A 20,747-nucleotide genomic window follows, 5' to 3' on the forward strand; every position below is an offset into this window, starting at 1 on the left:
CCCGAATGGGCCCTCTTTTTTTGGCGTAACATCCGGTTTATCACGATCCTCAGCCACGATTCCGGAGTCATCATGCTCACCCCATGCCCTCACTGTCAGCAACCGCTCACTTACAGCGAACAACGCTTCGATTGCCCGCACTGCCAGCGTCATTTCACCGCGCTGGCCTGCTGTCCCGACTGCCAGCAGCCGCTGCAGGTGCTGAAGGCGTGCGGTGCCATAGATTATTTCTGTACCCACGGTCACGGCCTGATCTCCAGCAGACGCGTGCATTATCGCCCGGAAGACGTCATGGAATGAGGGTTTGCGATAGCGCGAAGTGGCACTGGCTGCTCGCTTCGCGCTGCGTTTGTAGCAAAAATGCTATTGCCCAGTAACTACCGCGTTATGGATGTTCACTTTTAATTGTACCGGATGGTACAATCCTGCCCGCCTTGTCGCGAATGCCAGCGGATATTGATCCTGCGGCCTCGCTCACAAGCGCTGCATAACGGGCGTAGCTCCCGTACCAACAGATATAAAATAAAGCGTAACGGATAACTTCCTGTCCCTGCTCAGTCAGGAGGACATTGACCGGCTGCTCCCGCATTCCGGCCGCCACGCGTTATTTTTTCAGGAGAGTTTGTGTTATGGCAGAAAATTCCGCTCGTCCCGGTAAAGGGTTGAGTATCTGGTCCGTGTTATTCGGACTGGTCCTGCTGGCGATCGGCCTGTTCTTCGCGATCGGTGGCGGTAAACTGGTGGCCCTGGGCGGCAGCTGGTACTTCCTCATTGCCGGTATCGTCATGTTACTGTCGGCGATTCAGTTCTTTCGCCGTAAATCCTCGGCGGTTACGCTGTTCATTCTGGTCTTCGCCGGTACGCTGATTTGGGCGCTGTACGATGCTGGCTGGCAGTTCTGGCCGCTGGTGTCGCGCCTGATGGTGCCGGCTGGCCTGATGGTGCTGGCGTTTATTACCTGGCCGGCGCTGCGTAAGCGTGAAGGCAAGGCCTCGCTGGCGAAGCTTTCGTATGCGCTGTCGGCGGTGATTGCCGTTGGTATGGTGGTCACCTTTGTCCAGATGTTCCAGCCGCATCCGACTGTGGCCTTCACCGGCAAGCAGCTGCCGCTGATCCCGGTAGATAAAAGCAAACCGCAGCAGGACTGGAGCAGCTACGGCCGTACGCCGCAGGGTGACCGTTTTGCCGCTATCGACCAGATTACCCGCGACAACGTGAAAGACTTGCAGGTTGCCTGGACGTTCCATACCGGCGACACGCCGATCAGCCCGACCGGTAACGGTGCAGAAGATCAGGAAACGCCACTGCAGGTGGGTAATACCCTGTATCTGTGTACGCCGCACAACAATGTGATTGCGGTGGAAGCCGACAGCGGTAAGCAGATCTGGAAGCGCGAAATCAATGCGCAGGCGCAGGTGTGGAACCGCTGCCGTGGTCTGGCGTACTTTGATGCCACCAAACCGGTACAGCAGCCAACGCAGCCGGGCTCCACGCCGGTGCCAGCGGTAACGCTGGCGGCGGGCGATAGCTGCCAGCGTCGCATCCTGATGAACACCATCGATGCGCGTCTGATTGCCATCAACGCCGATAACGGTGAACTGTGTGAAAACTTCGGTAACCACGGTGTGGTCGATCTGAAGCAAGGTCTTGGCAGCGCGCCGGACCCGCAATATCAGCTGACCTCGCCGCCGCAGGTGGCGGGCACCACGGTCGTGGTAGGCGGTCGCGTTGCGGATAACGTACAGACAGACATGCCTGGCGGCGTTCTGCGTGGCTTCGACGTCATCACCGGCCAGATGCGCTGGGCGTTTGACCCGGGCAATGAAGATCCAAATGCCGTGCTGATGCCGGGTCAGGATTACACCCGCAGCACGCCAAACTCATGGGCGCCAATCTCTTACGATCCGGCGATGAACACCGTGTTCCTGCCGATGGGCAGTTCGTCGGTGGACCTGTGGGGTGCCAACCGTACCGCGCTGGACCACAAATATGGCGCGTCGGTGCTGGCGCTGGATGCCACCACCGGTAAAGAGAAGTGGGTGTATCAGACGGTCCACAATGACCTGTGGGACTTCGACCTGCCAATGCAGCCGAGCCTGGTGGATTTCCCGATGAAGGACGGCACCACCAAACCTGCGGTAGTGATCGGCGGGAAAACCGGCATGATCTGGGTGCTGGATCGCCTGACCGGCAAGCCTTTGACCAAAGTTGAAGAGCTGCCGATGCCGCAGGGCCATATCCCGAACGAGCAGTACACCAAAACTCAGCCGCACTCGGTAGAAATGCCAAACATTGGCAATCAGAAACTGACCGAGTCAGACATGTGGGGTGCGACGCCGTTTGACCAGCTGGCTTGCCGTATTGCCTTTAAAGGCATGCGTTATGACGGCCTGTTCACGGTGCCGGACACCGATGTTTCGCTCAGCTTCCCGGGCTCGCTCGGCGGCATGAACTGGGGCAGCATCTCGTTCGATCCGAACAACCAGTACATGTTCGTTAACGATATGCGTCTCGGCCTGTGGGTGCAGATGATTCCGCAGGACACCACCAAATCGGCTGCCAGCAACGGCGGTGAAGCCATCAACACCGGCATGGGTGCGGTACCGCTGAAAGGCACGCCGTACGCAGTAAACAAAAACCGCTTCATGTCGCCGCTGGGCATTCCATGCCAGGCACCGCCGTTCGGTACGCTGTCGGCCATCGACATGAAGACCCGTCAGATTGTGTGGCAGGTGCCGGTTGGTACGGTGCAGGATACCGGTCCGTTTGGTATCAAAATGCATGCGCAGATGCCGGTCGGTATGCCGACGCTGGGTGGTACGCTGGCAACGCAGGGCGGTCTGGTATTTATTGCCGGCACCCAGGATTACTACCTGCGCGCCTTTGATAGCTCAACCGGTAAAGAAGTGTGGAAAGCACGTCTGCCGGTGGGCAGCCAGGGCGGACCGATCAGCTATGTTTCGCCGAAAACCGGCAAACAGTACATCCTGATCTCCGCAGGCGGTGCGCGTCAGTCACCGGATCGCGGTGATTACGTGATTGCTTACGCGCTGCCCGACAGCAAGTAAGCCGCAGTAAAAGAAAGGCCGACATCATGATGTCGGCCTTTTTTATTAACCGTCCGTGGCGTACTCCTTCCTGTAAGGATCCTTACTTACTTCTGCTTAGAGGGGCGACGGCTTTTTTGACCTCCTTTTCTTCCAGCTTCCCTGGCTCTCTCAGGATCGTTCCTGAAATTGCCCCCACTGACTTTGCCGCCCGCGCTACCGGCTTCCCTGGCGCGCTCCGGGTCCTCTGCAAAGTTCCCGGCACCGCCTCGTTGCTTGGTTTGTGTCATAGCAGAGACCTCATCTAAGGGTATTTTCTTTGATGTGGACTAGCTAGCCACGTTATCCAGTATAGTCAGTTAGTTACGGCGATGCTGTGGGAACTGTCTAAGTTATTCTTCGCCATCGCGCCACAGCGCCTGCAGTTCAGGAGGCGCAACGTTTTCCGGAATCAGAATCACAATCGTTCCGGCTTCGCGGTGGGTCGCGTAGCTTATCTGGATGCGAAAATAGCGCTGGTCGCCGCGCCCGATACTGGCGGCCTGTTCCTCCGGCTCGCCGAGCGGCAGCGCCTGCTCCAGCACGTTGCACACGCGCTGCTTTTGCGGTTCCGGCAGCTGCGCCAGCGCAAATCGCCGCTCGCTGCGCAGGCCGGGGATAAATGCAATGCCGCCTTCACGCGCCAGCTCAATGATGGCGTCATCGGTCAGCTGAATATTCACCTTACACCTACCTCGTGCCACGCGGACTGGATCGCCTGTGCCACCGTATTATCAAAACGTTTTGCGGCATGCTGTACGGTAAAGCGCGCAAAGGTGCTGAAGTCGGCATCCTGCGGCAATTCCTTATCGCATAGCGTGTCGTACCATGCCTGACCGGCCCGTTCCCAGGCAAAGCCGCCCAGCGCGGTCGCTGCCAGATAGAAGGCGCGATTGGGAATGCCGGAGTTAAGATGTACGCCGCCGTTGTCTTCGCGCGTGTCGATATAGTGATCCATATCGGCAGGCTGCGGATCTTTGCCGAGCAGCGGATCGTCATAGGCGGTACCGGGCGCAGACATCGAGCGCAGGCCACTGCCCTTAATACCCGCCGCCAGCAGCCCTTCGCCGATGATCCAGTCGGCCTGGTCGGCGCTTTGCTTAAGGTGATACTGCTTCACCAGCGAGCCGAACACATCGGACATCGATTCGTTGAGCGCACCTGCCTGCTGGAAGTAAATCAGCCCGGCTTCGGTTTCGGTCACGCCGTGCGTCAGCTCGTGCGCGACCACATCAATGGCAATGGTAAAGCGATTGAAGATCTCACCGTCGCCGTCGCCAAATACCATCTGCTGGCCATTCCAGAAGGCGTTCTGGTACTCCCTGCCGTAATGCACGGTGCCATCCAGTTTCAGGCCTTTGTTGTCCAGCGAGTTGCGCTGATAGATCTGCCAGTAGAAATCATAGGTGATGCCGAGATAGTTCCACGCTTCGTCGGCGGCGACGTCACCGTTACCGGGCTGGCCTTCCTCACGGATCAGGGTGCCGGGCAGATTTTGCGTATTACCCGCATCGTAGATAGCACGCAAAACACTGCCGGGCTGCGCAGTGCTGGCTGTGCTGGCGGTGTGAGGATGTTCCGCCATCAGCTGTTGCACGTGGGTGAGGGTGCGCCGCGCGTAATCCTGCTGTGCGCCGGAACAGTTATCGATGATATTTCGCAGAATATACGGAGGAATAACGCTGTAAGGCATGTCGGACTCCCTGACGGATGGGTATGTCAGAAAGTATAGACCCGCTTATCAATCGCGCGCCGCTGCGTCTGCAGCCCGCGCGATTTACAGGGGGTTATCAACCATTTATGCGGCTGAAAAGATTATCACGCCTTACGGCTGCGCGTCTTCTGTGGTTGTAACGCCGTCACCTGACTCTCCACCCAGCCATCATCCAGCCGGGTACGCAGCAGATCGCCGGTATGCAGCTGACGGGTCTTTTTCACCACCTGGCCCTGAGCATCGGTGGTGACGCTAAAGCCGCGCGCCAGCGTCGCCAGCGGACTCACGCCTTCCAGCTGTGCTGCCAGCGTACCAAAACGCTGCCGGCTGTGATTGAGCTGTTTTTCCATGCCCTGCTGCAGCCGGTAGTGCCACTGCTGTAACTGTTGCTGAGCGCGCAGAATACGTCCCTGCGGCTGCTGGGATTGCAGGCGCTGCAGCAGGCGATCCTGCTGGCGATGCGCCAGGCGCAGCCGCTGGTCGGCCGCTTCCTGCAGACGACGCTGCAGCTGAATCAGCGTGGTTTGCTGGCGTGCCAGGCGCAGCTGCGGATGCTGCTGTTGCAAACGATGCTGCAGCCGGGTGAAGCGGCGCTGCTGCTGCGCCACGTAATAATCCATCGCCATCTCCATGCGCTGCTGCTGAGACTGCAAACGGCGCAGCAGCTCGATCTGGTTGCGGCTCACCAGCTCGGCAGCGGCAGAAGGCGTCGGCGCGCGCAGATCGGCAACAAAGTCGGCGATAGTGACATCGGTTTCATGCCCAACGGCGCTGACGATTGGCAGGCGGCTGGCAAAGATGGCCCGCGCCACGCGCTCGTCGTTGAAGCTCCACAGATCTTCCAGTGAACCGCCGCCGCGCCCGACGATCAGCACGTCGCACTCGTCACGCTGGTTGGCCAGCTCGATGGCGCGCACGATGGCGGCGGGCGCATCAACGCCTTGCACTGCGGTCGGATAGATCACCACCGGCAGCGAGGGATCGCGGCGATGCAGCACGCGCAGCACATCGTGCAATGCCGCGCCGGTAGCGGAGGTGATCACACCCACCTGGCGCGCCGGCTCCGGCAGCGGCTGTTTAAACTGCTGGTCGAACAGGCCCTCCGCCGCCAGCCGGGCTTTCAGCTGCTCAAACTGTTGCTGCAGCAGCCCTTCACCGGCCGGATGCATGCTTTCGATAATCAGCTGATAGTCGCCGCGCGGCTCATACAGCGTGATGCTGGCGCGCACCAGCACCTGCTGACCGTGCTGCGGGCGAAAGCTGACGCGTCGATTGCTGTTGCGGAACATGGCACAGCGCACCTGCGCGCCATCGTCCTTCAGAGTGAAGTACCAGTGACCGGAAGCGGGCTGAGTGAAATTGGAAATTTCAGCGCTGAGCCACACCAGGCCCATCTCATTTTCCAGCAGTTGGCGCACCGTGGTGTTCAGGCGGCTGACAGTAAAAATATTGGCGGTTGGCGGTAGCGACATGTGATGAGGATCAAATTTCAAATCAGAGGGTTAATTAACCGATACTACATGCCTGCCCCGGAGGATCAAGACTTTTTCCGAAAAAACACTGGAGGCAACCGATTTCGGCCTGTATAATGCCGCGGCAATATTTTATCTGTTTTAAACGCCCCAGGTGGAGATATTGCAATGTTAAGAATCGCGAAAGAAGCCCTCACATTTGACGACGTCCTGCTCGTTCCCGCTCACTCCACTGTTTTACCCAACACGGCCGATCTCAGCACCCAGCTGACCAAAAACATCCGTCTCAACATTCCTATGCTGTCTGCAGCGATGGACACCGTGACCGAAGCCGGTCTGGCGATTGCGCTGGCGCAGGAAGGCGGTCTGGGCTTTATCCACAAAAACATGTCGATTGAGCGCCAGGCGGATGAAGTTCGCAAGGTGAAAAAACACGAAAGCGGCGTCGTAACGGAGCCACAGACCGTGCTGCCAACCACCACGCTGGCCGAGGTGAAAGAGCTGACCGAACGTAACGGCTTCGCCGGTTATCCGGTGGTTAACGCCGACAACGAGCTGGTGGGCATCATTACCGGTCGTGACGTGCGCTTCGTGACCGATATGACGCTGCCGGTGACCGCGGTCATGACGCCAAAAGAGCGCCTGGTGACGGTGAAAGAGGGTGAAGCGCGTGAAGTCGTGCTGCAGAAAATGCACGAAAAACGCGTCGAGAAAGCGCTGGTTGTTGACGACAGCTTCCACCTGCTGGGCATGATTACCGTTAAAGATTTCCAGAAAGCCGAGCGTAAACCTAACGCCTGTAAAGATGCGCAGGGTCGTCTGCGCGTCGGTGCCGCAGTGGGTGCCGGTGCCGGCAACGAAGAGCGCGTTGATGCGCTGGTCGCTGCGGGCGTTGACGTACTGCTGATCGACTCCTCGCACGGCCACTCCGAAGGCGTGCTGCAGCGTATCCGTGAAACCCGCGCAAAATATCCGGACCTTGAAATCATCGGCGGCAACGTGGCGACCGGTGCAGGCGCACTGGCGCTGGCTAACGCGGGCGTGAGCGCGGTGAAAGTGGGCATCGGCCCGGGCTCCATCTGTACTACCCGTATCGTTACCGGCGTTGGCGTACCGCAGATCACGGCGGTATCCGACGCGGTTGAAGCGCTGGAAGGTACCGGTATTCCGGTCATCGCTGACGGTGGTATCCGTTTCTCTGGCGACATCGCCAAAGCCATCGCTGCGGGTGCGTCGGCGGTAATGGTTGGCTCCATGCTGGCCGGTACCGAAGAATCACCGGGCGAAATCGAACTCTATCAGGGACGTGCGTTCAAATCCTACCGCGGGATGGGTTCACTGGGCGCGATGTCCAAAGGCTCGTCTGACCGTTACTTCCAGAGCGATAACGCCGCCGACAAACTGGTGCCGGAAGGTATCGAAGGGCGCGTTGCCTATAAAGGCCGCCTGAAAGAGATCGTGCACCAGCAGATGGGCGGCCTGCGCTCCTGCATGGGCCTGACCGGTTGCCCGACCATCGACGATCTGCGCACCAAAGCCGAGTTCGTGCGCATCAGCGGCGCCGGCATTAACGAAAGCCACGTGCACGATGTGACCATCACCAAAGAGTCACCGAACTACCGCATGGGTTCATAATCCCGTAAGATTTCCCGCCCGGCTCCAGCCGGGCGCTTTTATTATTAAGTCCATCCCAATGGAAACGCCTCAATGACGACTGAAAATATTCATAAACATCGTATTTTGATCCTCGATTTTGGTTCTCAGTATACGCAGCTGGTCGCGCGCCGCGTGCGTGAGCTGGGCGTCTACTGCGAACTCTGGGCGTGGGATGTCACCGAAGAGCAAATCCGCCAGTTCAACCCGAACGGCATCATCCTGTCCGGTGGTCCGGAAAGCACCACCGAGCATAACAGCCCGCGCGCGCCGGAATATGTGTTCAACGCTGGTGTGCCGGTGCTGGGCGTGTGCTACGGCATGCAGACCATGGCGATGCAGCTGGGCGGTAAGGTTGAAGGCTCGAACGAGCGTGAATTTGGTTATGCGCAGGTTGAAGTGACAACCCCGAGCGCGCTGGTGCGTGATATCGAAGATGCCATCAGCGCGGCGGGCAAACCGCTGCTCGACGTGTGGATGAGCCACGGTGACAAAGTCACGGCGATCCCGGCAGACTTCGTGACGGTTGCCAGCACCGAAAGCTGCCCGTTTGCCATCATGGCCAACGAAGAGAAGCGTTTCTACGGCGTGCAGTTCCACCCGGAAGTGACGCACACCCGTCAGGGCCTGCGCATGCTGGAGCGTTTTGTGCGCGACATCTGCGGCTGTGAAGCGCTGTGGACGCCAGCCAAAATTATCGAAGACGCGGTAGAGCGCATCCGTGAGCAGGTGGGTGAAGACCGTGTGATTCTCGGCCTGTCCGGCGGCGTGGACTCATCCGTGACCGCGATGCTGCTGCACCGCGCGATTGGCGAGCGCCTGACCTGTGTGTTCGTCGATAACGGACTGCTGCGTCTGAATGAAGCTGAGCAGGTGATGGACATGTTCGGCGACCACTTTGGTCTGAACATCGTGCACGTTGCGGCAGAAGGGCGCTTCCTCGACGCGCTGGCGGGCGAGAACGATCCGGAAGCCAAACGTAAAATCATCGGCCGCGTGTTCGTGGAAGTGTTCGACGAAGAAGCACTGAAGCTGACCGACGTGAAATGGCTGGCGCAGGGCACCATCTATCCGGACGTGATTGAGTCGGCGGCTTCGGCTACCGGTAAAGCGCACGTGATCAAATCGCACCACAACGTGGGCGGTTTGCCGAAAGAGATGAAGATGGGCCTGGTTGAGCCGCTGAAAGAGCTGTTCAAAGATGAAGTGCGTAAAATCGGTCTGGAACTCGGCCTGCCTTACGACATGCTGTACCGCCATCCCTTCCCGGGCCCGGGTCTGGGCGTGCGCGTACTGGGTGAAGTGAAGAAAGAGTACTGCGACCTGCTGCGCCGTGCTGATGCCATCTTTATCGAAGAGCTGCGCAAAGCCGATCTGTACAACAAAGTCAGCCAGGCCTTTACCGTGTTCCTGCCGGTGCGCTCCGTCGGCGTGATGGGCGATGGCCGTAAATACGACTGGGTGGTTTCCCTGCGTGCTGTCGAAACCATCGACTTCATGACGGCCCACTGGGCGCACCTGCCGTACGACTTCCTCGGCCGCGTCTCCAACCGCATCATCAACGAAGTGAACGGCATCTCACGCGTGGTTTATGATATTTCAGGTAAACCGCCTGCGACGATTGAGTGGGAGTAACGCCCGCACTGGCAACCGCCAGCACCTGAAGCCTCAAAGCCCGCGTAACTGCGGGCTTTTTTATCCTGCCATCTTTCGCATCGCCCGATCCGCGCAGAATTCAGATACAGCGCCTACAGCCGTGCCGCCTGTTGTTCAATAAATTCTCTGAACCACTGCTGGGCGGGATGCGCGTCGCTGCGCCGGTGCCAGATCAGGTTGAACACCATTTCAGGCAACGACAGCGGTGGAGGGAACAGTACCAGCTGGCGACTGGCCTGCGCATGCAGCGCCACGCGCTTCATCACGGTCGCGGTCATGTGGGTTTGCGCCACGATAGACGGCACCGTAAACATCTGCTGGACCGTCAGCCCCAGCCGGCGCTTTTTACCCTGCTGCGCCAGTACCTGATCAACCAGGCCGTACAGTTCACCTTCCGGCGAGACCAGAATATGCGGCAGCGCCAGGTAGCTCTCCATGTCCATGCCGCGTCTGGCCGCCGGATGGTTGCTGGCGACGATGGTGACGAATTCGTCGCGCAATACCGGCCGGGAGATGATGCGGCTATCGCTATGGGTAGGCATGACGCCGATGGCGACATCAATCGCGCCGGCATCTAACAAATCGACCGCGTGATCGCGGTTGGTAAACGCCTGCACATTCAATGACACGCCGGGGGCGACGTCCTGTAGCGCCTGCATTAACGAAGGCAGCAACACGAAAGCCGGATACTCCGACACGCCCAGTTTGAAGTTTATTTGCGCTTTTTCCGCTGCAAACGCGGGCTTTGCCACCAGCGTCGCTTCGAGCTGGCGCAACGCCCCGGCGATGGGGCCGGACAGATCGCGCGCACGCGCGGTCGGCAGTAAACCCTCCGCGCTGCGCATGAACAGCGGGTCACCGAACAGGGTGCGTAACCGTGACAAAGCGGCACTCATCGCCGGCTGGCTGACGCCCACCTGGGTTGCCGCCCGCGTGACGTTGCGCTCGTTCATCAGCGCGTCAAAAGCCACTAACAGATTGAGATCGATGCCATGAAAATCCATACGGCAAATAATCACTCATATTAAATATTTGTTGGACGAATTGTAGGGCGCTGCGCAAAATTCCACAACCAACCCTCACCTGAAAGTGAATAACGATGAATCCAGCAGCAGAATACGTACAACGGCTGAAAATTGAACGACAGGCGGTAGAGACGCTCTATCAGGCCTTCAGCGACAACAACCCCGATCTGGTCGATAGCGTGCTGGCTCCGTCATGGGAAGACATTCCGCTGGCGCCGGGACAGGCGCCCGGGCCGGAAGGCATCAAGCCGATCATTCGCATGCTGGCGCAGGCTTTTCCGGACGTGCAGATCGTGGTGCATGACATGATTCAGGAGCCTGGCCGCATCGCGGCGCGGGCGGAAATCAGCGGCACCCATCTCGGCGAAATTTTCGGTATCGCGCCGACCGGCAAGAAAGTGAGCTTCCGTCTGCATGAGTTCCATGCGCTGGAGGACGGCCGTCTGATCACCACCTGGCACATGGAAGATTGGTTTGGCCTGTTCCTCCAGCTTGGCCAGTTTCCGCCACAAGCCTGAATCAGACCGGAGAGTTGATAATGAAAGCAGCATTGATTGATACGTTTGGCACCGCCGATGTGCTGACGATTGGCGAACGTCAACTTCGCGCCGCCAGTCCGGATGAGGTGACGGTGCAGGTTGAAGCGGCGAGCGTTAACCCGCTGGATGTGAAAATCATCTCAGGGCACATGCAGCAGGTTTTCCCGGTGGACCTGCCTTACGTGCCGGGCATGGATTTCTGCGGCGTGATTACAGCAGCTGGCGAGCGCGTGAGCCATTTAAAACCGGGCGATCGCGTATTCGGGCGCACGCCACCTGGCGCAGGCGGGGCTTTTGCACAAAGCCTGGTGATCGCCGCCGATGACGTATGCCTTGTCCCGGCAGCGATGAGCGCCGAACAGGCCGCGGCGCTGCCTACCGCGTTTGGCTCCGCGCAGCAGGCATTGTTCGATGTGGGTCAGCTGCAGCGCGGCGAGCGCGTGCTGATTCACGCCGCAGCGGGTGGCGTCGGCAGCATGGCCGTCCAGCTGGCGCATCAGGCGGGCGCTTATGTCATCGCCACGGCATCGGCGAAAAACCACGCGCTGGTGACCAGTCTGGGCGCCGATGAAGTGATTGACTACCGCACGCAGGACTTCGCAACAACGCGCGATATCGACCTGGTGATAGACAGCGTCGGCGGCGAAACGCTGAGCCGCTCCTGGTCCGTGCTGCGCGCCGGCGGGCGCATTGCCACGCTGGTGGAGTTTGGCATCACGCCTACCAGCGGCCAGCACGGCGAGTTTGTCTTCTTCGCCAGCGCGACGCCGTATCTTGCCCGGGCGAGCAGCCTGTTCCAGGCCGGGCAGTTACAGGTCATCACCGACGCTATCTTTTCGCTGGATGATGCACGCTCCGCACTGGAGAAGGTGGCGACCGGCCATGCGCGCGGCAAAGTGATTATCCGCGCCAATCCTTAACGCCTGGCGTCATGTCGCAGTAAAAACGCGCCCGCTACCCCGCGGGCGTTTGTTTACCGGTCTGTCGCAGGGGATAAGGATGTGTTAATAATCTGGCGTTAACGGCAGAGGCTTCAGGAGGAAACGTGCTGTTTAATTTCAGAGCCGCGGGCAAGCGCGCACCACCTGGCAAACGCCCGCTGACATCCATCATCATTCTTTATCTTGTGATGCTGTGCGGTACGGCTTTTCTCGCGTTTCTGCCGCTGATCTGCGCGATGGGCGCCGGATATGTCGCCAGTCTGGCAGGCTGCCAGCTGGACGAAGGCAACGTGCATCCCTGTTACATCCTGGGAGAAGATCGCGGCCAGTTGCTGTATGAATTAGGCGTCATGGGCTGGTTCCTGCTCGGCACCATTCCCCTGGGTGGGATACTGTTTTTACTCGCGACCCTCACCTTCATCGTTCAGCTGGTGGGCTATTATCGGCAAACACGCGCTGAGGATAATCGGTAATTTGCGTCAGCTCTGTTCCGCACAAATCTCCAGGCAAAACCCGAGAAATGCCTCCACCGCCGCCGGGGCCAGACGGCGCGAAGGCCGGGTGATAAACAGCGGATAGGTTTCGTCAGGCCAGTCGGGGAAAAGTTCGATCAGTTCACCGCTGGCGATCAGATGTTGCACGCTCAGCGCCAGCACCTGGGCTACGCCGGCACCGCCGACGCACGCCTGCACCATTAAATCCGGATCGGTGGTGGTCAGATGGCCGTGGGTGGCGACCGTCAGCCGCTGCGTGCCACGATGAAACTCCCAGCTAAAGGGCTTATTGCTGCGCGGATCGATGTATTGCAGACAATTGTGCTCAGTCAGCTGCTGCGGCTGCGTCGGGCGGCCACAGCGTACCAGATAGTCCGGGGCGGCCACCGTCAGGACGCGCGTTTGTAACAGCAGGCGTGAGGTCATGGTGGACGGCGGCTGTGGCCCGAAACGCACCGCAACATCAATACCTTCTGCTACCAGATCGCCCACATCGGGCTGCTGCAAAATCGTCAGTTCCAGATGCGGATAACGGGCACGCAGCAGCGGCAGCTTTGCCGCCAGCACATAGCGGGAAAACAGCGGATTGAGGCTCACGCGCAGCGTACCACGCACCGTCACGGCGGCGCCGGAGACGTAGTTTGCTGCTTCTTCAATCCCTTCCAGATGCGGCGCCGCCCGCTCATACAGGCTGGCACCTTCACTGGTGAGATGCAGGGTGCGGGTGGTGCGATCGAGCAGGCGCACGCCGAGACGCTGTTCCAGTCGTGAAATCGCCCGGCTGACGCCCGAGGCGGACAACCCCAGCACTTCGCCAGCGCGGCTGAAGCTGCCGGCTTCAACCACGGCTGCCAGCACGCTCATGCCGGATAATAGTCGGCCATCAAAACTCATCCTGTTCTCCATCTTTGATTTTTAGCAAAGATCATTTGCCTGAGCCTACCTTTATCAAAAATGCGCTGCAACTTATTGTGTGCCCCGAAACGCGACCGGCACTGACCGCCGGATTCCTGATCCCTTTTGAGGAGAATGTTATGACTGTACGGCGCACCCTTTTTAAAGGCGGCACTATCCTGACGCTGGACGCCAGCGTGCCCGACCTCGTCTGTGGCGATGTGCTGATTGAGGACGATCGTATTGCCGCCGTGGGGGAAAACCTTTCCGCCGACGATGCGCAGGTGATTGATGCCCGCGGCCATATCGTGATGCCGGGCCTGGTGGATGCGCATCACCATATGTGGCTCGGTGCGATGCGCCGCCTGATGCCCAACGTTGACGACCTGTTTGTCTATATCGATGTGGTGGCAGAAACGCTCGGCGCGCATTACCGTCCGCTGGATATGTACCTGAGCACCCGGCTGACGGCGCTGGCATGCCTGGATGCCGGCATCACCACGGTGATTGATGCCTGCCACAGTTCACGCAGTCCGGCGCATACCGATGCGGCGCTTGACGCGCTGCAGGAGAGCGGGATTCGTGCACTGCACATGGTTGGCGCAGCAATGGATAAGCAGGCTTCCAGCGATCATCTGCCGGGCGATCTGGCCCGTCTCGCCAGCCGCTGGAACCACGCCGGCAGCCGTGTGCAGGTTGGCCTGTTTGGCCAGCTCAACCTGGCGTGGTGGCGCGTGGCGCGCGAGCTGGATATGCGCATTCTCACCGAGTTTATTGGTGACCTGGCGCAGCTGCCGGCGGAGTTTGCCGAAGCCGGCTTGCTGGGTCCGCACAACATTTTCAACCACTGTACGCGCGTACCGGCGCACACCTGGCAGCAGCTGGCGGACGCGGGCGTCAACATTACCGTGAATCCGCGTTCGGATGCGCTGTTTGGTTTCGACGACGACAGCTTTGCCTGGCAGCAGGCGGTCGATCGCGGAATGACGCCGGCGCTCGGTATCGATCTTGATACCGCCTTCGGCAGCGATCTGTTCGGTGAAATGCAGGCGCTGTTTAACCAGCAGCGCTCAGCGATGCGCTATCGCCGCTTCCGGGGCGAAAGCGACGTACCGGCACCGATTAGCGTGGAAGCCGTACTGCAGTCGGCCACGATTAACGGCGCGCGTGCGGCCGGGCTGGAGCAGCAAACGGGCACGCTCACGCCAGGTAAACAGGCCGACGTCATTATGCTGCGCACCGATGGTATTGGCGTTTTCCCGCTGACCAGCGTGACGGCAACGGTGGTGCAGGCGGTGCAACGCGCCGATGTTGATACCGTGATGGTGGCGGGTGAACTGCGTAAACGTCATGGTCAGTTGCTCAACGTCGATGTGGCACAGCTGAACGCGGAAATCACCGCTTCGCGCGACTATCTGCTGAATGCCAGCGGCTATCACCATCCTTTGTTTGCCTGATTTTCCGCAGCGCGGCGGCCTGCCGCGCTGTCTGTTCATTTATGGAGGCTGTTATGTCTGCATTAAGCGCGCAGGCTGAAGCTGCGCATTTGTCGCGACCAGCGACCGGCGTGATTGCCGCGCTGTTTTGCGGTTATCTGGCGGTCGGCTTGCCGCTGCCGGTAATCCCGCTGTTTATCCATCAGCATCTCGGTTTCAGCAACCTGTGGGTCGGGCTGGTGATCGGGATACAGTTTGTTGCCACCGTGCTGACGCGCGGTTACGCCGGTCAACTGACCGATCGCGTTGGCGGTAAGCGCTCGGCGCTGCAGGGCGCGGCGGTGTGTGCGCTGGCTGGCGTGCTCTACTGGCTGGCCGCGCTGCCGGGCTTTTCACCGGCGGTCAGTCTGGCGCTGGTGATTGCCGGACGGCTGGCGGCGGGCATGGGCGAAAGCCAGTTCGTCACCGGCTGCGTGGCCTGGTCAATCGCCTCGGTCGGGCCACAGCGTGCCGGTCTGTCGATGTCCTGGACCGGCATCGCCATGTTTGCCGCGCTGTCGCTCGGTGCCCCTGCCGGTATGATGCTGTATCAGCACGTCGGCTTAGCGGCGGCGATGCTGGCCTGCATCGCGGCTCCGCTGCTGGCAGCGCTCATCGCCACGGCTGCCAGCGGTTATCGCGTGGTCGGAGGGACACGTTTGCCGTTCTATCGGGTGATTGGCCGCATCTGGCGTGAAGGCTGTGGCCTGATGCTGCAGGGCGTCGGACTGGCCGGCCTGACGGCCTTCGCCTCGCTCTACTTCGCCGCGCGTCACTGGCAGCTGGCCGGCTGGGTGATGACCGCGTTTGGCGTTGGTTTTATCGCCGTGCGCCTGGTGCTGGGACATCTGCCGGATCGCATTGGTGGCTACCGCGTGGCGGCTTATTCACTGCTGGTGGAGGCGCTGGGGCAGATGCTGCTGTGGTTTGCGCCTGACGAAACCCTGGCGCTCACCGGCGCGCTGATTACCGGTCTTGGCTGTGCGCTGATCTTTCCCGCCCTCGGCGTGGAAGCGCTGAAGCGCGTGCCGCCGGCCAGTCGCGGCAGCGCCATGGGCGCCTTCGTTGCTTTTCTCGACATCGCTTATGGTATTTCCGGACCGATTGCCGGTGCCATCGCCAGCCACTTCAGCTATGCCGCCGTCTATCTGTTTGGTGCGGCCTGTGCGCTGCTCGGTGCGCTGCTGGCGCTGACATCGCGCGCCGCTTCACTTCACGCTTAAGGGGTTTTCCATGTCACGTATTTTTATTTCCGGTTCATCCACCGGCCTCGGGCTGATGGCGGCTGAACTGCTGGTTGAGCAGGGCCATCAGGTGGTGCTGCACGGACGCAACGCCGCGCGTGCCCGCGCCGCGCAGGAGGCGCTACCGCAGGCTGAAGCCGTGGTCAGCGGCGACGTGATAACCATCGCCGGCGCCCGCAGTGTGGCGCAGCAGGTTAATGCGCTCGGCATATTTGATGCGGTGATCCACAACGTGGCGGTTGGCTATCGCGAGCCTTATCAGTTAACCGCAGATGGCCTGCCGCATCTGTTCGCCATCAACACGCTGGCACCCTATATTCTTACGGCGCTGATTGAACGGCCGCAGCGGCTGATTTACCTCAGCTCCGGCATGCATCATCATGCCGAAGCTAACCTGGATGATATTTTGTGGCAGCGGCGGCGCTGGCACGCTTCGCAGGCTTATGCTGAGAGTAAACTGCATGATGCCATACTGGCGTTTGCCATCGCCCGGCGCTGGCCGCAGGTATACAGCAACGCGCTGGAGCCAGGCTGGGTGCCGACCAAAATGGGCGGTGCCGGCGCACCCGACGATCTTGATCAGGCGCATCGTACCCAGGTGTGGTTAGCCACCGCCGATGAGGCGCGGGTCAGCGGAGAGTACTTTTATCACCGTCAGGCGCTGGCGGCCAATCCGCAGGCGCGCAATCCACGGCTGCAGCAGCAGTTGCTGGCGATATGCGCCGATATCAGTGGTATCGCCCTGCCTGACTAAGGAAAAATCAGCTGACCGGGCACCGCAACGCATTTTTTGTCCACCGCATAGTTGGTGAATACAGACGCTGCCGTTTCAGCGCATCATGGCGGGAGCGTTTTTTCACCACCGGGATGTCCATGCATGTTGCCTGTTAAAGCTGTTTTACTCTCTTTTCTCTGTGTGGTGTTACTGTCGCTGGCGGCCAGCCTGGCGCAGGCGACGCGCAGCGGTGAGTTCACCACCGAACGCGGCGGCTGGGCGACAGCGCGCCGTGATTCGGCCGGGCTGGCACCGGATCCGCAGCGCTTCGCCAGTGAGGCGATTGTGCAGGTGTATGCTGCGCCGACCTACGGCTGGAAAGGCGCGGTGGCCGTGCATCCGTGGATTATCTTTAAGCGCGCCGGAGAAACCCGCTACAACCGTTATGAGGTGATCAGCTGGGGCAGCGGCGATAAAGTGCGGCGCAACAGCAATCTGCCGGACGGCTACTGGTACGGTGCGCGTCCGCGTTTGCTGGTGTCACATCGCGGTGCGGCTGCGCAGGCGATGATCCCGCAGATTGAAGCGGCGATTCAATCCTATCCGTGGCCCAACACCTATCATGCGTGGCCGGGCCCCAACAGCAACACCTTCCTCGCTCACATTGGCCGTGAAGTGCCGGCGCTGAAGCTCGATTTGCCCGCCAATGCTATCGGTAAGGATTTCCGTTCGCTGCTGCATCCGCTTGGTCTGCCGCCATCCGGGCGCGGCGTGCAGCTGTCGCTGCTCGGCGTGCTGGGCGTGACGCTGGGAGCGGAAGAGGGCGTGGAGGTGAATCTGCTGGGACTGAATCTGGGGCTGGATTTCACCCCGCTGCGTCTGCGGCTGCCGTTTATCGGCGGGGTAGGGCAGGATAATTTACAGAATGATAAGCCCTGAGACAGCGCCGCGCCGCGACAGCATCGGTTCGCGGGCGGCGCGGGCTCGCAGCCGTTAACAGACGCCGAAATCCCCGTCTTCATGATAGAGATTGACGCTGTCGGCCTTCACCTCGATCTCTTTTTTGATCGGATCGTCAACGCGGGCGCACCACAGCGTATCGCCCGCAACGCGCAGCACCTGCATTTTTGGCCCACCAGTTTTCGCCTGCACAAAATCATCCACGTTAAACATCACTGCTCTCCAGCTGATTAGGGATCAACGCTGATTGTAGCTGCGCTTTAGTGGCCGTGCAGCAGAAACAGCGTGGCCAGACCGAGGAAGATAAAGAAGCCGCCGGTATCGGTGATGGCGGTGATCAGCACGCTGGAGCCGACCGCCGGGTCGCGTTTGAGTTTGGTCATGATGAGCGGAATCAGCACGCCCATCAGCGCCGCCAGCAGCAGATTCAGCACCATCGCCAGCATCATCACGCCGCCCAGTTGCAGGTTGTCGTACATCAGCCAGGTCACGCCACCCATGATGCCGCCCCAGAACAGGCCGTTAAGCAGCGCCACGCCCAGTTCGCGCGCAATCAGAAACGAAAAGTTGCCGGGTTCAACCTGATGCAGCGCCAGCGCGCGCACGATCATGGTGATGGTCTGATTGCCGGTGTTACCGCCAATGCCGGCGACAATCGGCATCAGCGTGGCCAGCGCCACCAGCTGCGAAATGGTGTCCTCAAATAGGCCAATGACGCGCGAGGCGATAAACGCCGTACACAGGTTGACGGCCAGCCAGGTCCAGCGCTTTCTTACTGCCTTGCGCACCGGTGCAAACACGTCTTCACCCTGGCTGATCCCGCCCATCTTACGGATGTTGCTTTCGTTCTCTTCGTTCACCAGGTCAATGACATCTTCCACGGTGATACGACCAATCAGCTTGCCTTTGGCATCGGTTACCGCAGCAGAAATCAGGTTATAGCGTTCGAAGGCGCTGGCGGCCTCTTCCGCTTTGTCATCCAGCTGGAAAGTGGTGGGGCGCGCGTTCATCACCTCAGCCACCAGCGTTTTAGGTTTGTTGAGCAGGATATCGGTCAGCGCCAGTTCACCCAGCAGCTGATTGTGTTCGTCGGTGATGAAGATTTTATCGGTGCCGTCCGGCATGCTTTTGCGCTTGCGCAGAAAGCGTTGCACCGTCGCCAGCGTCACGTCTGAGCGCACGGTGAGGATATTGAAGTCCATCACCTGGCCGACGCGATCGCGATCCAGCTCAATCACATCCAGCAGCCGGGCGCGCAGACTGGGATCGAGCGTGGTGAGCAGGCGGCCGGTGAGATCGCGCGGCAGATAACGCGCCAGATAGACCTGATCGTCAATATCCAGCGGCTCGATGGCGCGCAGGATTTCGCGGTCGGTCATCTCTTCCGTCAGGCTGGCCCATACGGTTTCGGAGGCCTCCACCAGCACGCGACCGCGCTGCTCGTAGGGCACCAGCCGCCACAGTGCCAGACGCTCCTCTTCCGGCAGCGCTTCGAGAATGTCCGCGAGGTCGGCGGCGTGCAGCTGCGGCAGTTCATGCTCCAGCTGCTGACGCCAGCCGGTGATTTTGCGCAGTTCGGCGGCATTGAGGTCGACGGATTTATCCAGCAGCACATCGACTAAATCGTGCTCGCTGAGCAGAAGGTGCAGAATTCGCTGGCGGGTTTCTGATAGTTGTTGTGCGTGCGAAGCAGACATAACGCGTCCTTTGTGTCTGTAAAGTCAGGTCAAAGTGTAGCGCGTTGCGGGTAAAGTGGGCGTAACAAGCAGCATTGCCGCGGCGGACAATGTGATGGCAGAGCGACGATGACCCGCAAATTCCTTAGCGCGTCTCGCTGGTGCTCAGTGTGACCGGTTCAGGAGCGGCTTTCTTTTGCTGATGATGCTCGATGGCACCGGGAATAATGAAAATCAGACGGCCAACCAAAATAAAGAAACTGATCAGCAAAACAATGCGGGTCATGGTACCGGTTTTGGGACGTCTTCGTGCAGAGATGGCGCTATTCACGCGGGGTGGTTCCTGTAAAAGCCCGGCTGGGCGGTGGCAACATTTAGTCACAACCCGACCGGGAGGTCAACCGCTGCGTGAAAAATGAGCAGAAAAGGTTAAGATTGCTTTGATCGATATCAGCCGCCGGGCGAAGCGTGCGTCATCGACTCTGCAGGGGCGCCATTGATGACGACCGAAAGCCGCATACTTTCACCAACCGCACTAATCCGTTGTAGGGTCGCCATTGATGGCGACCGGACCATCTTGTTGCCAGACATCAGTAACTGGCTTTCTGCGCCAGCAGGGTAGCGAAGCGATACTTAATGCGCTGACCGTGTTCATCGCGGCGATGCAGTTCACCGACCTCTTCGTTGTACTTCACGATGTGCCAGTTACGGTAATAATGGCTCAGCTCGCCCGATTTAAAGGTAAACGGGAAGTTTTGCGTGTTGGGATAATCGTCGGTGCTCATCGCCGCCACAATCAGGTTGTAACCGTACTTGCGCGTGCTGGCCTGCATATCGGCGATCAGCTGCGGAATGGTCGCCGGCTGCAGGAACATCATCACCACGGTGGAAAACACAAACTGATAATCACCGTTGAAACGCACCTGATTCAGGTCGCACTGTTCGGTATGTATCTGCTGTAGCTGCTCTTCCGCGATGATGCTGTTAAGGCGCTCCAGGCTCTGCGGATTGTTGTCCCAGGCGGTCACCGTAAAACCGTGCTGATTAAGCAGCAGGCTGTTGCGGCCCTGGCCGCAGCCGAGGTCCAGCGCGTTACCCACTGCCAGTTTTGGCAGCGCGGCCAGCACTTCGGAGTGGGGCGGCGTCAGGCCGTATTTCTCCGCAAAATAGTTATCGGGGCGTGTTGTCATAGTGCTATTGCGG

Annotated in this window: 21 protein-coding genes; 11 read left to right on the forward strand and 10 right to left on the reverse strand. The window is 59.8% G+C overall.

All coding sequences use genetic code 11. The features are described 5' to 3' along the window. Window positions 1–72 precede the first annotated feature (72 nt). Entirely contained in the window at window positions 73–300 is a 228-nt protein-coding gene (locus ABVR31_RS05410; protein WP_058758301.1) for a zinc ribbon domain-containing protein, read from the forward strand. A gap of 329 nt (window positions 301–629) precedes the next feature. Next, the gene (locus ABVR31_RS05415) at window positions 630–3,068 is read left to right on the forward strand and encodes a glucose/quinate/shikimate family membrane-bound PQQ-dependent dehydrogenase (protein ID WP_372772020.1); all 2,439 of its coding nucleotides are present in this window, start codon (window positions 630–632) and stop codon (window positions 3,066–3,068) included. Window positions 3,069–3,154: 86 nt separating this feature from the next. On the opposite strand, the gene ABVR31_RS05420 is transcribed toward ABVR31_RS05415, so the two are convergent. The 4 genes from ABVR31_RS05420 to xseA form a co-directional block, all read right to left on the reverse strand. Next, window positions 3,155–3,337 (reverse strand): general stress protein, encoded by a 183-nt coding sequence (locus ABVR31_RS05420; protein ID WP_071813581.1) that lies wholly within the window; start codon window positions 3,335–3,337, stop codon window positions 3,155–3,157. Between the two features lie 102 nt (window positions 3,338–3,439). Further along, a complete protein-coding gene (locus ABVR31_RS05425; protein ID WP_021314501.1) occupies window positions 3,440–3,769 on the reverse strand; it encodes a protealysin inhibitor emfourin in 330 nt (109 codons plus the stop codon). After that, window positions 3,766–4,779: a M4 family metallopeptidase gene (locus tag ABVR31_RS05430; protein ID WP_372772022.1), complete on the reverse strand. Its 1,014-nt coding sequence runs from the start codon at window positions 4,777–4,779 to the stop codon at window positions 3,766–3,768. Before ABVR31_RS05430 ends, ABVR31_RS05425 begins: the two co-directional genes overlap by 4 nt. A 125-nt stretch (window positions 4,780–4,904) precedes the next feature. Next, window positions 4,905–6,272, reverse strand: a complete 1,368-nt coding sequence (gene xseA / locus ABVR31_RS05435) for an exodeoxyribonuclease VII large subunit (protein ID WP_058770878.1) — start codon at window positions 6,270–6,272, stop codon at window positions 4,905–4,907. 168 nt (window positions 6,273–6,440) lie between these two features. Between xseA and guaB the strand changes: the two genes are divergently transcribed. Beyond that, a complete protein-coding gene (gene guaB / locus ABVR31_RS05440) occupies window positions 6,441–7,907 on the forward strand; it encodes an IMP dehydrogenase (RefSeq protein ID WP_021506568.1) in 1,467 nt (488 codons plus the stop codon). Between the two features lie 72 nt (window positions 7,908–7,979). Then, window positions 7,980–9,560, forward strand: coding sequence for a glutamine-hydrolyzing GMP synthase (gene guaA, locus ABVR31_RS05445; protein WP_021506569.1), 1,581 nt, complete (start codon window positions 7,980–7,982; stop codon window positions 9,558–9,560). 113 nt (window positions 9,561–9,673) lie between these two features. Here guaA and ABVR31_RS05450 read toward each other — a convergent pair whose 3' ends face one another. After that, on the reverse strand, window positions 9,674–10,585 hold the full coding sequence (locus tag ABVR31_RS05450; RefSeq protein ID WP_211727083.1) for a LysR family transcriptional regulator: 912 nt from the start codon (window positions 10,583–10,585) through the stop codon (window positions 9,674–9,676). A gap of 95 nt (window positions 10,586–10,680) precedes the next feature. Between ABVR31_RS05450 and ABVR31_RS05455 the strand changes: the two genes are divergently transcribed. The 3 genes from ABVR31_RS05455 (at window position 10,681) to ABVR31_RS05465 (ending at window position 12,559) form a co-directional block, all read left to right on the forward strand. Continuing rightward, on the forward strand, window positions 10,681–11,124 hold the full coding sequence (locus ABVR31_RS05455) for an ester cyclase (protein ID WP_058770844.1): 444 nt from the start codon (window positions 10,681–10,683) through the stop codon (window positions 11,122–11,124). A 20-nt stretch (window positions 11,125–11,144) separates the two neighbouring features. Beyond that, entirely contained in the window at window positions 11,145–12,065 is a 921-nt protein-coding gene (locus ABVR31_RS05460) for an NADP-dependent oxidoreductase (protein ID WP_372772026.1), read from the forward strand. 125 nt (window positions 12,066–12,190) lie between these two features. Then, window positions 12,191–12,559 carry a hypothetical protein gene (locus ABVR31_RS05465; RefSeq protein ID WP_315658766.1) on the forward strand — a complete coding sequence of 123 codons (369 nt, stop codon included), beginning with the start codon at window positions 12,191–12,193 and terminating at the stop codon, window positions 12,557–12,559. Between the two features lie 6 nt (window positions 12,560–12,565). Here the strand turns inward: ABVR31_RS05465 and ABVR31_RS05470 are convergent, their stop codons facing one another. Next, window positions 12,566–13,474 carry a LysR family transcriptional regulator gene (locus ABVR31_RS05470; RefSeq protein WP_372772028.1) on the reverse strand — a complete coding sequence of 303 codons (909 nt, stop codon included), beginning with the start codon at window positions 13,472–13,474 and terminating at the stop codon, window positions 12,566–12,568. A gap of 140 nt (window positions 13,475–13,614) precedes the next feature. Here ABVR31_RS05470 and ABVR31_RS05475 point away from each other — a divergent pair, with 140 nt between their 5' ends. The 4 genes from ABVR31_RS05475 (at window position 13,615) to ABVR31_RS05490 (ending at window position 17,847) form a co-directional block, all read left to right on the forward strand. Beyond that, a complete protein-coding gene (locus ABVR31_RS05475; protein WP_058758314.1) occupies window positions 13,615–14,931 on the forward strand; it encodes an amidohydrolase family protein in 1,317 nt (438 codons plus the stop codon). Between the two features lie 53 nt (window positions 14,932–14,984). After that, entirely contained in the window at window positions 14,985–16,172 is a 1,188-nt protein-coding gene (locus ABVR31_RS05480) for an arabinose transporter (RefSeq protein WP_072208956.1), read from the forward strand. Window positions 16,173–16,182: 10 nt separating this feature from the next. After that, a complete protein-coding gene (locus ABVR31_RS05485; RefSeq protein WP_372772031.1) occupies window positions 16,183–16,947 on the forward strand; it encodes an SDR family oxidoreductase in 765 nt (254 codons plus the stop codon). Window positions 16,948–17,070: 123 nt separating this feature from the next. Continuing rightward, a complete protein-coding gene (locus ABVR31_RS05490) occupies window positions 17,071–17,847 on the forward strand; it encodes a DUF3750 domain-containing protein (RefSeq protein ID WP_372772033.1) in 777 nt (258 codons plus the stop codon). Between the two features lie 54 nt (window positions 17,848–17,901). Here ABVR31_RS05490 and ABVR31_RS05495 read toward each other — a convergent pair whose 3' ends face one another. From ABVR31_RS05495 to tehB, 4 genes are all read right to left on the reverse strand, one after another. Beyond that, on the reverse strand, window positions 17,902–18,081 hold the full coding sequence (locus ABVR31_RS05495) for a hypothetical protein (protein WP_010617609.1): 180 nt from the start codon (window positions 18,079–18,081) through the stop codon (window positions 17,902–17,904). A gap of 47 nt (window positions 18,082–18,128) precedes the next feature. Next, a complete protein-coding gene (gene mgtE / locus ABVR31_RS05500) occupies window positions 18,129–19,565 on the reverse strand; it encodes a magnesium transporter (protein WP_021506579.1) in 1,437 nt (478 codons plus the stop codon). A gap of 124 nt (window positions 19,566–19,689) precedes the next feature. Then, on the reverse strand, window positions 19,690–19,875 hold the full coding sequence (locus ABVR31_RS05505; protein ID WP_022548292.1) for a YfgG family protein: 186 nt from the start codon (window positions 19,873–19,875) through the stop codon (window positions 19,690–19,692). A gap of 259 nt (window positions 19,876–20,134) precedes the next feature. Further along, a complete protein-coding gene (gene tehB, locus ABVR31_RS05510) occupies window positions 20,135–20,734 on the reverse strand; it encodes a tellurite resistance methyltransferase TehB (protein WP_021506581.1) in 600 nt (199 codons plus the stop codon). Window positions 20,735–20,747 lie beyond the last annotated feature (13 nt).

The organism is Pantoea sp. WEP, assembly GCF_041678305.1.
In the GTDB taxonomy this organism is placed as follows: Bacteria; Pseudomonadota; Gammaproteobacteria; order Enterobacterales; family Enterobacteriaceae; genus Pantoea; species Pantoea dispersa.